The sequence below is a fragment of the Bradyrhizobium tropiciagri genome, assembly GCF_001189845.1.
GTDB lineage: Bacteria > Pseudomonadota > Alphaproteobacteria > Rhizobiales > Xanthobacteraceae > Bradyrhizobium > Bradyrhizobium tropiciagri.
Map to the genome: position 1 here is coordinate 113238 of NZ_LFLZ01000021.1, position 15529 is coordinate 128766.

11 protein-coding genes and 2 pseudogenes are annotated in these 15529 nt (G+C 63.6%); 5 read left to right on the plus strand and 8 right to left on the minus strand.

What is annotated here, in order from left to right; translation table 11 throughout:
* Positions 1-176 precede the first annotated feature (176 nt).
* From AKN84_RS18700 to AKN84_RS18710, 3 genes are all read left to right on the plus strand, one after another.
* Complete coding sequence (locus AKN84_RS18700; protein WP_244485261.1) at positions 177-974, plus strand: enoyl-CoA hydratase/isomerase family protein; 798 nt, start codon at positions 177-179, stop codon at positions 972-974.
* Between the two features lies 1 nt (position 975).
* The gene (locus AKN84_RS18705) at positions 976-2241 is read left to right on the plus strand and encodes a CaiB/BaiF CoA transferase family protein (RefSeq protein ID WP_050422130.1); all 1266 of its coding nucleotides are present in this window, start codon (positions 976-978) and stop codon (positions 2239-2241) included.
* 108 nt (positions 2242-2349) lie between these two features.
* Positions 2350-2889, plus strand: a complete 540-nt coding sequence (locus AKN84_RS18710) for a winged helix-turn-helix transcriptional regulator (RefSeq protein ID WP_050422131.1) — start codon at positions 2350-2352, stop codon at positions 2887-2889.
* A 105-nt stretch (positions 2890-2994) separates the two neighbouring features.
* Here AKN84_RS18710 and AKN84_RS18715 read toward each other — a convergent pair.
* The 5 genes and pseudogenes from AKN84_RS18715 to AKN84_RS18725 form a co-directional block, all read right to left on the minus strand.
* Positions 2995-3707, minus strand: a pseudogene (locus AKN84_RS18715) (SOS response-associated peptidase); the annotation flags it as partial.
* 1 nt (position 3708) lies between these two features.
* Positions 3709-3945 (minus strand): annotated as a pseudogene (locus tag AKN84_RS49130) (hypothetical protein); the annotation flags it as partial.
* Between the two features lie 78 nt (positions 3946-4023).
* Positions 4024-4539: a hypothetical protein gene (locus AKN84_RS45715; protein ID WP_128970973.1), complete on the minus strand. Its 516-nt coding sequence runs from the start codon at positions 4537-4539 to the stop codon at positions 4024-4026.
* Between the two features lie 499 nt (positions 4540-5038).
* Complete coding sequence (locus AKN84_RS45720) at positions 5039-5302, minus strand: hypothetical protein (RefSeq protein ID WP_128970974.1); 264 nt, start codon at positions 5300-5302, stop codon at positions 5039-5041.
* Between the two features lie 419 nt (positions 5303-5721).
* On the minus strand, positions 5722-9501 hold the full coding sequence (locus tag AKN84_RS18725) for a vitamin B12-dependent ribonucleotide reductase (RefSeq protein WP_050422132.1): 3780 nt from the start codon (positions 9499-9501) through the stop codon (positions 5722-5724).
* 839 nt (positions 9502-10340) lie between these two features.
* Here AKN84_RS18725 and AKN84_RS18730 point away from each other — a divergent pair.
* Positions 10341-11234: a DMT family transporter gene (locus tag AKN84_RS18730; protein WP_050422133.1), complete on the plus strand. Its 894-nt coding sequence runs from the start codon at positions 10341-10343 to the stop codon at positions 11232-11234.
* Between the two features lie 177 nt (positions 11235-11411).
* Here the strand turns inward: AKN84_RS18730 and AKN84_RS18735 are convergent, their stop codons facing one another.
* Positions 11412-13649 (minus strand): CHASE3 domain-containing protein, encoded by a 2238-nt coding sequence (locus tag AKN84_RS18735; RefSeq protein WP_050422134.1) that lies wholly within the window; start codon positions 13647-13649, stop codon positions 11412-11414.
* A gap of 19 nt (positions 13650-13668) precedes the next feature.
* Positions 13669-14073 carry a response regulator gene (locus tag AKN84_RS18740; RefSeq protein ID WP_050422135.1) on the minus strand — a complete coding sequence of 135 codons (405 nt, stop codon included), beginning with the start codon at positions 14071-14073 and terminating at the stop codon, positions 13669-13671.
* Between the two features lie 180 nt (positions 14074-14253).
* Here AKN84_RS18740 and AKN84_RS18745 point away from each other — a divergent pair, with 180 nt between their 5' ends.
* Positions 14254-15150: a DMT family transporter gene (locus tag AKN84_RS18745; protein WP_050422136.1), complete on the plus strand. Its 897-nt coding sequence runs from the start codon at positions 14254-14256 to the stop codon at positions 15148-15150.
* Between the two features lie 33 nt (positions 15151-15183).
* Here AKN84_RS18745 and AKN84_RS18750 read toward each other — a convergent pair.
* Positions 15184-15529, minus strand: a 346-nt coding sequence (locus tag AKN84_RS18750) for a BA14K family protein (RefSeq protein WP_347337348.1), incomplete at its 5' end; no start/stop codon positions are given.

Consider the following 15529-nt stretch of genomic DNA (forward strand, 5'->3'; position numbering starts at 1 on the left):
CAGGCCCGCTCTACGTACGACGGATCCTGGGACCTTCTCTTCATGACCCAAAGCGGTGCGTACGATTCGACTTACAGCGCCTGAGGAAATGACTTGCAAAACGAAAGTCGTATTATATGATGAGTGACAGATAATAAGCGTCGCGAAAGGCGGCGCCGACACAAAGGAGGCACGCTTTGTCCGAGGACGCGATCGTGACACGCGAAGAGCGTGGCAGCATCTCCGTTTTGACCATGGTTTATCGGCCGTACAACCTGCTGGGCCCTAAGCTGATCAATGAGATCGTGGCGCAGATAGAGTCGTCTCAGAAGGCAGGCAGCCGTGCTATTGTGATCCGTAGCGGGCTGCGGCATTTCTCGGCTGGAGCGGACCTGGATATCTTCGACAAACGGGTCGCCGCGGGTGAGGCCGACCAGGCCGGCGAAAACAGGCGCCTCAGCGGCGTCGAGTTTCTGCGCTTCATGGAACTGCTGCCAATACCGCTGATTGCGAGTGTCCACGGCGTTTGCCTCGGCGGGGGTCTCGAGCTTGCGCTTTCCTGCGACTACATCATCGCGGCCTCTTCGGCCAAGATAGGATCGGTCGAGGCAACGCTGGGGCTGCATCCATTGCTTGGCGGAATCCAGCGTCAGGTGCAGCGGATCGGTGCCCAGCGGGCCAAGGAAATGTCGATGCTGGCCCGGCGTTATGATGCGCCGACCCTGGAGAAATGGGGATTGATCAATCTTACCGTCCCAGAGGAGTCGCTGGAGCAAGTCACAATGACGGTGGCGGAAGAATTCGCCCATGGACCGACAGTGGCGCATGCGGCCACGAAGCAACTCGTGCATATCGCGGTCAACGAAGGTGTGGTTGCTGCCGATGAAGCAATGGCAAGGGTCCAGGCGCCGATATGGGCTTCAGAAGACCTGAAGACGGGACTTGCGTCATTCCGCAAGAATGGTCCGGGTCTCGCAAAATTCGAGGGGCGTTGATATGAGCGGCCCTTTAACCGGAATCCGTGTTGTCGACTTCTCGCGTGTGCTCGCGGGGCCGTTGTGTGCTCGGACCTTGCAAGATCTGGGCGCCGACGTCATCAAGATCGAGCCGCCGGCTCCCGACGTCTCTCGCTTTGCGTTTCCGTCGACGGACGGGATGTCCGGCTACTACGCGCAGCAGAACGCCGGCAAGCGCAATGTGAGCATCAATCTGAACGTGCCCGGCGCCTATGAGCTGGCGCTGAAACTGTGCGACACCGCTGATATTGTCGTCGAGAATTTCCGCGCCGGTACACTCGGCTTCTTCGGACTGGACTATGAGACTCTCTCGAAGCGAAATCCGCGATTGATCTATGCCTCGATCACTGGCTACGGGCAGGGAGGGCCATGGCGCAGTCGTATGGCTTACGCACCAACGGTGCAAGCGGAGGCGGGCTTCACCGAGAACAGTGTTCGTCACTACGGTGACGCGCTGACGGAACCAAAGACAGACAGCCTGTCGCATGCTGACGTCTATGCCGGTTTGCAGGCGGTAATTGCCATTCTGGCGGCACTCAACAGTCGTCAGAAGTCTGGGCGCGGGCAATACATCGATGTTGCGATGGCCGCCACGTTGCTCGCGGTCAATGAACGCGCACATGTCGATCTCTCGGACGAGGATATCGGAGCGGAGCCCGCCGTGCTTGGGGCCACCGACTGCTCGTTCTTTGCCGGGCCGCAAGGCGAGCACTTTACGGTCGCGACCAGCATTGTCGGCAGCCGGACCTTTCCCTCCTGGTTGCGAGCCATGCGGCGCGCGGACCTTATCGATGATCCGCGGTTCAGCAGCGCGGCCGCGCGCCGCCTGAATTTTGGAACGCTTCACCAGATGATCCAGTCTTGGATTTTAACCTTTCCGGATATGGCGACCCTGGATGCTCAGTTCGACGAGGCCAAGATCGCGATGGGTGAAATTCGCTCAATCAAGGAGTTAACCTCGTCCGAATGGAGTGAGTATTGGGGCGCTGTGCAGTACGTACCGGACCGCAGCGGTGGTCAGTATCGCCTGCCTGGACGTCCGTGGCGCTTCTCGGCCGAGGAGCTGACGCCAATCGGGGCGCCGGCATTTCAAGGTGAGCATAACGTTGCGGTGTTCAGCGAACTTGGCGTCAGCGAATCCGACTTGAAGCGATTGAGCGAAACCGGAGTATTGGTGGCGCATCGACGGGCGCTTGAGCCTGAGGTTGCTGCTAAGTCGCAGTCCGAGAAGGGGCAGGCGGCCTGAGCCGTCGAGCACGAACAGGCCGGGATCTGGAGAAGCTATCCGGCGAGGCTGGTACGCGTAGAGCCGGCCTGATATCGTATGGGTTCATTTCGAAGCTCAAAGGGAGCCATGTCTCGCGTCAAACAAGGCCATCTCGCGAACAAGGAATGTTCCATGGCGCGGGCTATGGGAATCGTTGGTGACCGATGGACGATTCTCATTCTGCGGGAGGCCTATTATGGTGTGACGCGGTTTGATGAGTTCGAATACTACGTTGGCGTTGCGCCGAACATCCTGAGCGGTCGGCTAAAGAAGCTTGTCGATGCCGGCGTAATGACCCGGGTTCCTATTCCCCAACATTCCGGACGCTTCGAATATGTGCTGACTGAAAAAGGTCGCGATTTTTTTCCGGCGTATCTCGCATTGAAGAAATGGGGCGATGACTGGCTCGCCGAGCCTGGGGGCCCGCAGGTCGTATTCCGGGAGCGCAAGGCGGGACGCGCGATCATCTATCCAAAATTACTCGATACGAGCGGCAAGTCGTTGCGACTCGAAGATGTTGAGGTCATTCCTGGACCCGGAGCGGTGCCATTCAATCGAAGTCGGTTTGGCTCCGCCATCTCGGTCGATGAAGCCGCCGCGGAAGCATCACGTCGCAAGCGCAAGTAAGTTGCCGCGGCACGGAATGCTCCGCTGGTGAGAACACGACTGCCATTCATCGAAGACATGTTGGCTGATGGTGGAACGTGGGTGAACAGAGCTACTCCGCCAGTGCGGGGTCTCCTTCTCGCCGCTTGCAACGATCTTAAGCGCCCCATCGGGAAGCGGACGCTGCAAGGCTTTGGCCTCGTCCCAGGGAGCGCGCATCCAGACTTCGAATTCTTTCGCGGTTGTTAGGATCACAGGCATCGCAGTTGGGTGGACCCGCTTCACTTCGGCGTTCGCCTCGCAGGTTAGAAAGCCGTAGACGTCGGCGGTGATCTCACCTTCCTTTGCCTTGCGCACACTGGTCCAGTTCGTCCAGAGGCCGGCGAAGGCGAGGAGGGGCCTGCTCTCGTCCGGAGCGAACCACACGGGCACCTTCTTGCCATCGATAGTGTCGTACTCGCTGAACGACGTGAAAGGCACCAGGCAACGATGTTCTGGTCCTAACCAACGCTTCCAATGAGCGCTGCTGACGTTGCGGATGTTTGTCGTGCCGCTGTCCGGCTCCATCCGCAGCAACTCCTTGAAGTCAACCGTCTTGCCCTTTGCCTGCAGCTTTTGGGCCCGCTTCTTGGTGGTGTCATGAGGGCCGTTTGCGAGGATGGCATGCCCCAGCGCGCCAACGCGATTTCGCGACCGCCGGGGGCATCGCGTACAATAGGCGCGGGGTAGTCCGGGTAGACGCCCGGCATTGACGGCAGGTTGCCGACCCGGCTGTTGAGCGCGTCGAACAAGCGACGGATTGCGTCGACGCTCTTCGTCATCGAGTACAAGTTGCACATCTCAGACCTCTGGCGACGCTTGACCCGGACGCTGGGCCAGTTGCAGCAATGTGGCGGTCGGTCGCCGACCGGCCCTAGCACATTTGCTGCACCGCAGCCTGCTGGCAAGGTCATGAACAAAGGTATTCGAGGGATGTCGCAACGCCGCGAGGTCGACCTTTCGCGCCGTCTTGCAACGCGAGCACTCGATTTCGAGCCACGGATAGCCGCCATTGATTGACTGATCCACCTTCGGCGACCCTCCCAAACGCCGATCCAGTCAGCCGAAGCCTTCAGCCGAAAGTCGGGAAAGAGGCGCCGAATCGCGGCGTCCTGCTCATCTACGCTTAGGTAGGTCATCCGGGTGATCACCGAAGAACCGGTGCGACGGCGCGGTCCTGGCGTTACTCGGCGTCGGAGCGCCGCCGGCTACCGCGACAGGGATCGCTGCTTTGCCGGGCATGAAGCGGCTGCCGACCGAGCCCACGTCCTTGGCAACGCGCTGGACGTGCTCCTTTACCGCTGAGCGCGCCGGTTTCTCTCCGAACAGCTCTTCCAGGATTTGCTGCATCTCGGGGAGGGCGATATCTCCGCACAGCCGCCGGATCTTGACGGCGAAGTCGGTGAGTTCGTGGATGAAGACCGTTTGGTCGCTCTGATCGGCAGGCCAACGATCCGTGACGATGTCCTCATGGCACATCGGGTTTTTGGCGAAGACCTTCTTGCCCCGGTCGTGGGCATCCCCGACAATTGCCAGCATGCTCTCGACTTGATGGCTGAGCTCTTCCGCGAGCGAGGTCGTCTGGTTGGCGTGGCTGGCGACGTAGAAGGCCAGCAGCACCGACGGCGGCAACCGCCTGTTCTTGTGCCGCCTGTCGTAGCTAGATTGCGCCAACGTTTGATCAATTGGAGCGCGATGACGGCGCGCGACTTCTGGTAAGCCGGACACTGCTGCGGCACCGGAGCAGCGTCGGCGCGTTTCGACAGGATTGCACGTTCGCGGTCGTAGTCCAGCGACCGCCGCTCGAAGAAAATGCCGAAGTCCTGGTCCGCCGGGGTCCGCGCGATGAACCACTGCGCGAAGCCGTGTGGGTTCGCGTACAGCGAATCCTTCGGTTCGGACGGGTTCTCTGGCTTGGAGTGAAAGATCAGCCCCGTTTTCTCGACAGTGCCCGCTAGGCGAACGGTCGGCGTCACATCGAGGTGCATGCCGACGTAGTTAACAGTGCTGCAACGGGTTTTCCTATCGGTCTTGAGGTAGTAGCGCGATCCGGGCTCGCCGCGGATTGCGTCGTGAAGGGTCGCAAGCGCGTCTTCGGGATCGATGTCGGTGCGGAAGGCGAGATCGGCCATTACGTCGATGTCGAACTCGTCGTCGCTCGAGTGACGCGCGACGGTCGCGCCGATGGCGAAGCCGCCCTGCGGATAAAGTTGCGGACGAGTCCAGCCACGGGGCTGCCCTCACGCTCGAGCCATTCGTTAATGGCGTGGTAGTGGTCGATGGCGTGCTGGTAGTCCGTTGGGCTGAGCTGTATCCGGATCGCCACGTCGGCGAGCATCACGTCGACTGGCGCGAGGCTGGCAATCTGTCGCAGATAGCGATCGGAGTAATTCACGTCGACGCTTCCCTTGTAGCGTTGGCTTCATTCCCGCTTAGTTCAGCATGCAGGCTCCCCGGCAACTCTTCTGCACCGGTGGGGACATCTATTTTTCGGGATTCTTGGCGATGTGGCACCGAGTAGGCGCCACATCGTCTGGGTCAATCTGAGTTACACCTCAGGTAGCGTGTGATCGGCTCGTAGAAAAATTAGCTTCCCATAGAGGAAATCGGCCAATCAGGCATTCACAGTGATTTTCAGTCTTCGGTACGAAACGTGACCGCTTTGTTCCGGCCCTCCGACGGCCTCAATGGCCGCCGGACAAGATTTGTAGAATATCCTTCCAATGGACATCTAAGACCTATCCAAATGGACACGAATACGCACTGGAAGGACGACTTGGGTTGGTCTTCACATCGTCATGTATCGCTTCGTCGTTAGCTGCACCCCGTCGTGCTTCCGCACGTATCGCACTTCATGCAGGTGCCGTTCCGCACCAGCGTGAAGTTGCCGCACTCCGAGCACATCTCGCCCTCATAGCCCTTGGCTTTCGCTTCGGCACGGCGCTCGGCCTTGCTGGGGGCGACCGCTGCGGCGGTGCCGGGCTTGCTCCACTGTTGCAGCGCCTCGAGCTTCTCGGTCGGCGAGAGGTCGTGGCTGACTTCCTGCTTCAGGGCGACTGCGCCTTCGACGGTGTCGGAGGCGCCGCGCGAGGTTGCGCCGTGGGACGACAGCGCGGTGACGCGGCTGCCGCCGGCGGGGGCGTTGTCGGCGTTGCCGGTGACCGCAGTCGAGCCGCCGCGCATGACGACGAGGTTGTCGGTGCGCGACCGGGTCAGGCCCTTCGACAGGTACTTGGTGGCCTGGTGCTGGGCGGGGGCCTCATCCGGCTCCTTGCCTTCCTCGACGCCCTTGCCGAGCGCGTCGAAGCCACTTTCGTTCGGATCGACATGGGCGAGGTCGAAGCGCGCCATGTAGCTCACCGCGAGCTCGCGGAAGACATAGTCGAGGATCGAGGTCGCGTACTTGATCGAGTCGTTGCCCTGCACCGGACCTGCTGGCTCGAAGCGGGTGAAGGTGAAGGCGTCGACATACTCTTCGAGCGGCACGCCGTATTGCAGACCGAGGGATACTGCGATCGCAAAATTGTTGATGAAGGAGCGCAGCGCCGCGCCTTCCTTGTGCATGTCGATGAAGATCTCGCCGAGCCTTCCGTCGTCATATTCGCCGGTGCGCAAGTACACCTTGTGGCCGCCGACGACAGCCTTCTGGGTGTAACCCTTGCGGCGGTCCGGCATCTTCTCGCGCTCGCGCATCACCACGATGCGCTCGACCAGCTTCTCGACGATCTTCTCCGAGACCTGGGTGGCACGCGCGGCCATCGGCTTCTCGTAGAGCGCCTCCACCGCATCGTCCTCGTCCTCATCGTCGGAGATGAGCTGCGAGTTGAGCGGCTGCGACAGTTTCGAGCCGTCGCGGTACAGCGCGTTGGCCTTCAGCGCCAGCTTCCACGACAACAGGTAGGCGGACTTGCAGTCCTCCACCGTGGCGTCGTTCGGCATGTTGATGGTCTTGGAGATCGCGCCCGAGATGAACGGCTGGGACGCCGCCATCATCCTGATGTGGCTCTCGACCGACAGGTAACGCTTGCCGATCTTGCCGCAGGGGTTGGCGCAGTCAAACACGGGATAGTGCTCGGCCTTCAGGTGCGGCGCACCTTCCACGGTCATCGCGCCGCAGATGTGGACGTTGGCGGCCTCGATCTCGCGTTTTGTAAACCCGACGGCCTGGAGCAGGTCGAAGCCGGGAGCGGCGATCGCCTCAGAGCCGATGCCGAGCTGGTCGCGGATGAAGTCTTCGCCGAAAGTCCACTTGTTGAAGGCGAACTTGATGTCGAACGCGGTCGGCAGCGCCTTTTCCACCTTGGCAATGGCTTCGTCGGTGAAGCCCTTGGCCTTCAGCGTCGAGGCGTTGATCCCAGGCGCATTCGACAGCGAGCCGTGGCCGACGGCATAGGCCTCGATCTCGGCGATCTCGCTCTCGCGATAGCCGAGCGCGCGCAGCGCAGAGGGCACCGCCTGGTTGATGATCTTGAAGTAGCCGCCGCCGGCGAGCTTCTTGAACTTGACCAGCGCGAAGTCGGGCTCGATGCCGGTGGTGTCGCAATCCATCACGAGGCCGATGGTGCCGGTCGGCGCCACGACCGTGGTCTGGGCGTTGCGATAGCCGTTGACCTCACCGAGCGCCAGCGCGTCGTCCCACGCCAGCTTGGCATGCGCGACGATGTCGGCCTGCGGGCACGAAGCGTGATCGAGCGGCACCGGGTTGACCGAGAGCGCTTCATAGCCGGTCGCGTTGCCGTGGGCGGCGCGGCGGTGGTTGCGGATCACGCGCAGCATGTGCGCGGCGTTCTTCTTGTAGCCGGGGAAGGTGCCCAGTTCAGCGGCCATCTCCGCCGAGGTCTTGTAGGAGATGCCGGTCATCACGGCGGTCAGCGCGCCGCACAGCGCACGGCCTTCCTTCGAGTCATAAGGCAGGCCCATGGTCATCAGCAGGCCGCCGATATTTGCAAAGCCGAGGCCGAGGGTGCGGAACTCGTAGGAGAGTTCGGCGATCGCCTTCGACGGGAACTGGGCCATCATCACCGAGATTTCGAGCACGATGGTCCAGAGCCGGCAGAGATGCTCGTAGGACTCGATGTCGAAGCGCTTGGTGGTCGTGCTGTAGAACGTCAGCAGGTTGGCGGAGGCGAGGTTGCACGCCGTGTCGTCCAGGAACATGTATTCCGAGCACGGATTGGACGCGCGGATGTCGCCGGACGCCTTGCAGGTGTGCCAGTCGTTCATCGTGGTGTTGAAGTGCAGGCCGGGATCGGCGGAGGCCCAGGCGGCGTAACCGATCTTCTCCCAGAGGTCGCGGGCCTTCAGCGTTTTTGTGACTTTCTTGGTGGTGCGGCCGACCAGATTCCAGTCACCGTCGGTTTCGACCGCGCGCAGGAAGTCGTCCTTCAGCGACACCGAGTTGTTGGAGTTCTGGCCGGAGACGGTCAGGTAGGCCTCCGAGTCCCAGTCGGTGTCGTAGGTGTCGAACGAGATCTCCTTGTAGCCCTGCTTGGCGAACTGGATGACGCGCTTGATGTAGTTGTCCGGCACCAGCGCGCGGCGGGCGAGCTTGATCTCGCGGCGGAGCGCCGGGTTCTTCTCGGGATCGAAGCAGTCGTCGCCGCTGCCTTCGCAGTTGACGCAGGCCTTCATCACGGCCTTGAGGTGCTTCTGGTTGATCTTGGAGCCGGTGACGAGGGCGGCGACCTTCTGCTCCTCCTTCACCTTCCAGTCGATATAGGTCTCGATGTCAGGATGGTCGGCATCGACCACGACCATCTTGGCGGCGCGGCGGGTGGTGCCGCCCGACTTGATCGCGCCGGCGGCGCGGTCGCCGATCTTCAGGAAGCTCATCAGGCCGGACGAGCGGCCGCCGCCGGACAGCTTTTCGCCTTCGCCGCGCAGGCTCGAGAAGTTGGAGCCGGTGCCGGAGCCATACTTGAACAGGCGCGCCTCGCGCACCCAGAGGTCCATGATGCCGCCCTCGTTGACGAGGTCGTCGCCGACGCCCTGGATGAAGCAGGCATGCGGCTGCGGATGCTCATAGGCCGACTTCGACTTGGTCAGCTTGCCGGTCTTCCAGTCGACGTAATAGTGGCCCTGGCCGGGACCATCGACGCCATAGGCCCAGTGCAGGCCGGTGTTGAACCACTGCGGCGAGTTCGGCGCGACCATCTGCTTTGCCAGCTGGAAGCGCAGCTCATCGAAGAAGGCGAGGGCATCTTCTTCGCTCGAGAAGTAGCCGCCCTTCCAGCCCCAATAGGTCCAGCAGCCGGCGAGGCGATCGAACACCTGTTTTGCGCTGGTCTCGCCGACGATGCGCTCGTTCTCCGGCAGGGTGGCGAGCGCCTCGGTGTCCGGCACCGAACGCCACAGCCACGACGGCACGGTCTCTTCCTCGACCTTCTTCAGGCGCGCGGCAACGCCGGCTTTGCGGAAATACTTCTGCGCCAGCACGTCGGAGGCGACCTGCGACCAGAACTCCGGAACCTCGACGTTCTCGGCACGGAACACGACCGAGCCGTCCGGATTGCGGATCTCTGAGGTGGTCAGGCGGAAATTGATCCCGGCGTAGGGAGACTGTCCGCTGGTGGTGTTGCGTCGTTCGATTCGCATGGTCGAGCCCCGTCACTTCTTCTGCCCGGTCCCACGTTTCCCCGCAGGTTGCCGGAATGTTATCTGTTCGCGGACTCTGGGAACACGCGTGCACGCCTCCCGTCATCCGCAGCTCAGCCGGTGGATCCGGCCTGTTCTCTCGTCCGCTCGGCGCCGGTTTGGCCCGGCCCTGCGGCGGCACGTTCCCGATGGCACCCGACTTGGTCGGGTCCTCCGGGTCATGCATTCAACGCCCCAAAACGCTTCACGCGACACATCACGCGTACGCTTCTTCCGGGCCGGTTACGGCCTCTGTTTCCGGGTCCTTCTCGGCCCGTTTGTCGTTCCCGACCTGGCCTAAGACCTGGGCCCAAAATCAGGGCAGAAAAGCCCTTCACCCGCGGCCCGAAGGCCTGGCGGAGTGGTCATTTTGGAACCCTTGTGGGAGCGACCGGCGGGGACCCAAACACACTCGCGCCGAACAGGTTGAAAGCTAGGCCATGTCCGTCACGCCCGTCAAGGACTAGTACGAGTTTCTGAATCAAACACTAAATATGGTGGAAGGAGGGGGATAACAGGGGTCGGTGCCGCGCCTGTGATCGAGCCAACTATCGGTGAGTCCTCAGGGATTCCCAAGCCAAAAAAATTCGCTCCACCTGTGGATTGGAGTTTCGCCCCGCTGTTCACAGGCGAAGTTTTTATTCGCCGTCCCGGATTGAATTTTTGGGACTCACGTAGGCCTACGGGCAAACTACGGATCAGGCATGTCAGAGGCGTGATGGTCGGGCGACAAAATCGCGGGCAAGGTGCGGCCGACTCACATCCTTTTCACGCCTCTTTTCGCCCCCTTGCCGGGTTCCATGACAAACCAGAAGCCTTCCGTGCGGCCGCGCCTTGCGCCCGCCGGCCTGATGTTCCTCGCCATCACCTCGGTGGGCTGGGGGTTCAACTGGCCGTCCACCAAATTCTTGCTCAGCGAGCTGCCGCCGCTGACCCTGCGCGGCTCAACCGGGGTGATCGGCGCCGTGCTGCTCGCCGTGCTGGCGCTGATCCGTTCCCAGAGCCTGCATGTCGAGGCGAGGCTGTGGCCGCGCCTTGTGCTGTATGCCGCGCTCAACGTCACCGGCTGGATGGTATTGATGGGGCTGGCGCTGCTCTGGCTGCCGGCCAGCGAGACCGCGCTGATCGCCTACACCATGCCGGTGTGGGCTTCGCTCCTGGCCTGGCCGGTGCTCGGCGAGCGGCCGACGCTGCTGCGGACCATCGCGCTGGTGATGGCGTTCGCGGGACTTGCCGCGATCATGGGCGGCAACGGCATTTCCGCGAGCGAGGAGAAGCTGCCGGGAATCATCATGGCGCTCGGCGGCGCGTTCGGCTTTGCGCTCGGCACGGTGCTGGCGAAGAAATATCCGCTGGTGATGCCGCCGATCCCGGCCGCGGCCTGGCAGATCGGCCTCGGCTGCGTGCCGATCGCGATCGTCGGCTTCCTGATCGAGACCACGCATATCGACCGCATCACGACCGTCGGCTGGTGGCTCTTGGTCTATTCGACGCTGATCCAGTTCTGCGTCGCCTATGTCGCCTGGTTCGCCGCGCTCGCACGGTTGCCGGCCTCGGTGGCGGCGATCGGCACCATGGCGGTGCCTGTCATCGGCGTGATCGCCTCGGCAGTCGCGCTGCACGAGCCGCTCGGGCCGACGCAGATCACAGCGCTGCTGTTCACGCTCGCCGGCGTCGCGCTCGCGACACGGTAGGTGCGTCTCGCTACGCATTAAGCGGTTGATTGCGCCAGTTTAGCTCCGTCATCCTGAGGTGCGAGCGGAGCGAGCCTCGAAGGATGAATCGGCCACTAGCCGGGCCGTGCATCCTTCGAGACGCGCTACGCGCTCCTCAGGATGACGGGCTAACGGAACATCGCGGAAAGAGTCACATCACTCACCCAGCGCCTGCTGCAGCATGCTGGCGAGCTGGGCCTTGCGGTAGGGCTTTGCCAGCAGCAGCACGCCTTCATCGAGGCGGCCGTGATGCACGATCGCGTTCTCGGTGTAACCCGAGGTGTAGAGCACCTTGATGCCGGGCCGCCGCTTTGCGACTTCGTCGGCGAGCTGGCGGCCGTTCATGCCGCCGGGCATGATGACGTCGGTGAACAGCAAGTCGAACTTCTCGCCCTTGTCGACCAGCGCCAGCGCGGCGCGGGCGTCGGGCACGGCGATGGTCTTGTAGCCGAGGCTGCCGAGCTGCGTGACCACGTAGTTGCGCACCAATTGATCGTCTTCCACCACCAGGATGACTTCGCTGCCGCGCCGCGGCGGCTCCGGCGCGGGAGCTTCCACCTCGACCTGGCCGCGGGCAGGGGGCAGATAGAGCTTGATCGTGGTGCCGTGGCCTTCCTCGCTGTAGATCTTGATGTGGCCGCCGGACTGCTTGACGAAGCCGTAGACCATGCTCATGCCGAGGCCGGAGCCCTTGCCGACCTCCTTGGTGGTGAAGAACGGCTCGAACACCTTGTCCTGCACCGCGTGCGACATGCCGGTGCCGGTGTCGCTGACCGCGAGCAGCACGTAGCGGCCCGGCGTGATGTCGGGATTAACAGCAGCATAGGCATCGTCGAGCACGATGTTGCTGGTCTCGAACAACAGCTTGCCGCCGTTCGGCATCGCGTCACGGGCGTTGATCGCCATGTTGAGCAGCGAGTTGGCAAGCTGCGACGGATCGATATGGACGCTGGCGACATCGGGCGCGAGCACCGAATTGATCTCGATCTGCTCGCCGAGCGTCGGCCGCAGCAGCTTGGAGATGTCGACCACGGTGCCATTGATGTCGACGGTGCGCGGCTCCAGCGGCTGGCGGCGGGCGAAGGCGAGCAGGTGCTGAATCAGCTCGCGGCAGCGCTCGGCGGCGCGGTCGATCAGCTCGGCGGTCTGCGCAAGCTTCGGCTGGCTGCGCAGGCTGTCGACCAGCGTCTCGGTGGTGCCGGTGATGACCGTCAGCATGTTGTTGAAGTCGTGCGCGACGCCGCCGGTCAGCTTGCCGATGGCGTCGAGCTTCTGCGCCTGCTGCAGCTTGTGCTCGGTTTCGCGCGAGGCGGTGATGTCGTGATAGATCAGCGCGGCGCCGGTGATCGTGCTGTCGCCGTCGCGCAGCGGCCGGCCCGACACCACGAGGTGAATCTCCGGTGCGCCGCGCACCGGCCGGGCGACGAATTCCAGCCCGTCGAACTCCTCGCCGCGCAGCGCCCTGGCCGAGGGCATGTCGTCGGCCTGCATCGGTGTGACGCCGTCGGACTGGAACACGTTGCTCATGGCGCGCAGCTGCCGGACCGTCATGCCCGGCTTGTAGCGCAGCATCTTCTCGGCGGCGGGATTCGACAGCAGCACGATGCCCTCGGTGTCGATCACCAGCACTGCCTCCGCCATGCTGCGGAAGGTGGTTTCCATCACCGAGGTCGAACGGCGCAGCCCTTCGAGCGCGGCGCCGAGATCCTTGGTGCGCTCGGCCACCTTGCCCTCGAGCGACAGATTGGTCGCCTTGGTCGCGCTGAGCGCGCCTTGCAGTTCGCGGCTGGCGCGCCGGGCCGTCACCGTCAGCGCGACCGCGAGCAGCAGGATCATCGCGACGCCCGCGAGGTCGATGGCCAGCAGCAGCCGCCCGTTGGTCTTGGACTGGTCGGTACGGATCCCGAGCAGGCGGCGCTCCTCGGTGACCAGCCGGTCGAGCGCGGTCCCGACCTTGTCCATCAAGGAGCGGCTCTCGTCGGCTGAGGTCAGCGCCGCGGCGCCGGCCGTGTCGCCGGCCGTGCGCAACCTGATCAGCTCGGCGCCGAGCGCGATGGCGCGCTCGACCTGTCCCCTGGTGCCCGCGATCAGCTGCGCTTCCTCGGGCGCCGCCTTCACCGCGTTGGTCAGCTCGTCGAAGGCAGCGGTGAGGGCGGCGCTCTGCTCGCGGAACTCGTTGGCGAAGGATGTATCGCCGGTCAGCGCGAAGCCGCGCGCCGCGCTCTCGACGCCCCGCGGCAGCGGGCGCGCATCCGAAATGCATTTCAGGATTCGGAGCGTGCGATCGACCGAATCAATCTCGCTGCGCGACTTGACGTCCAGCCCGATCGACGCCGCGCTGATGACGAGGAGGATCGCAAGGCCACTGCCGAGGATGAGACGCTGGGAAGCCATCGACGATTAGTACGAGCAATTATTTCGAAAGACGAGCGGAAGGAGCAGACTTCGCCAGACATTCGTTAACGGCGGCAACCAGCGCCTGCGGGGTAAACGGCTTGCGCAGGCAGGCGGACGCCCCGAGCTCGATCGTCATCCGCAGGAAGTCCGGCGCGCGGTCGGCATTGGCGAAGGCATAGCCCGACATCGCGATGACTGGAATCTCGGGGGCGCGCTCATGGAAGATGCGGATCGCCTCGAAACCGCGCATATGCGGCATGAAGACGTCGACCAGCATGACGTCGAAGGTGGCCTGGTCCAGCGCGCGCATGCCCGCTTCACCGCCGTCCGCGACGGTGACGTCGAAGCCCTGGCGCTGCAAACACACCTCGATGGCAACGCACACCATCGGGTCGTCATCGACCACGAGAACGCTCGGCACGATGCATCCTCTTTCTGCGGCCTCGCGTGCCGACGACTCGCTTGGCCCGTCCGTCAATTAAGGCGGAACCTGGATGGAAAGTCTGTATCATAGAATGCATATGCTGTTTGCTGACAAGCAGATTTCCAGCTAGCCCTGATACCATCACTTGTATTTGTCCGCCCACAATACGACAGGTCCATGACCGCAGTTCCCGTCGCCGGCCGCGCCCCGCTATCACCGCTCGGCCTCGGATTCCTGGTCGTCGCCTCGACCGGCTGGGGCCTCAATTTCCCGATCATGAAGTTCCTCCTCACGGAGTGGCCGCCGCTGTCGTCGCGCGGGCTCTGCGGCGTGGTCGGCGCGCTCGGGCTCGCTGTGGTGGCGCTCGCACGGGGGCAGACGCTGCGCGTCCCTGATGGCATGTGGTTGCGGCTTGCCCTGGTATCAACGCTGTCGATCGGCGGCTGGGTCGCCTCGATGGGCCTGGCGCTGATCTGGCTGCGCGCCAGCGAGGCGGCCGTACTCGGCATATCGATCCCGGTGTGGGTCGCGCTGGTGGCCTGGCGGGTGCTCGGCGAGCGCGTGTCGCTGCCGCGTGCGCTCGCACTCGCGGTGGCGCTCGCCGGGATCGCGGCGCTGATCGGCGGCGGCGGGATCGACGCCAGCCTCGGCAAGTTGCCGGGCATTCTGTTCGCGCTTGCAGGCGCGCTTTGCGTCGGGCTCGGCACGGTGCTGACCAAGTTCTTCAAGCTCGCAATGCCGCCGCTGTCGCTCGCGGCCTGGCAGCTTGCGATCGGCTGCGTGCCGATCGCGATCGCCGGCGTCCTGATCGAGCAGCCGCAGCTCGCCGCGCTGTCGCAGTTCGGCTGGGCGTCGATGATCTACATGACGCTGATCCAGTTCTGTCTCTGCTATGTCTGCTGGTTCGCGGCGCTCGAGCGGCTGCCGGCGGCGACCGCATCGATCGGCACGCTGCTGGTGCCCGTGGTCGGCGTGCTGGCCGCAGCCGCGATGCTGCGCGAGCCGCTCAGCGCGAGCGACATCGCGGCGCTGGTTGTGACGTTCGCAGCCGTGGCGGTGGCGTTGCGGACATGAAAAAGGGCGGCGTTGCCGCCGCCCTTCGCCGATTTAGCAATTCAGGCCGCAATTACGGGCAGGGGTGCCGCAGGCGTCAAAGCCGAGATAGGTGCCCGAGGCCGGATCGTAGGACCGGTAGCGCTGCGCGCAGTAGCTCGCGTCGCCGCCCGGCGCGGCCTCCACGGCGACAGGGGCGCTGTCGTCGTAATAGCCGTAGCTGTCGTCATAGTAGCCGGGGCCGTAGCCGTAATAGCCGGAGCCGTAATACGCGCCCGAGGCGAGGGCTCCGCCGACGACTGCACCGGCAACCGCGCCCGGCCAGAAGCCGCCGCCACGGTGATAGCCGCCGTGCCAGCCTCCGCCGCCGCCGCGCCATCCACCGCCGCCGCCACCCGCC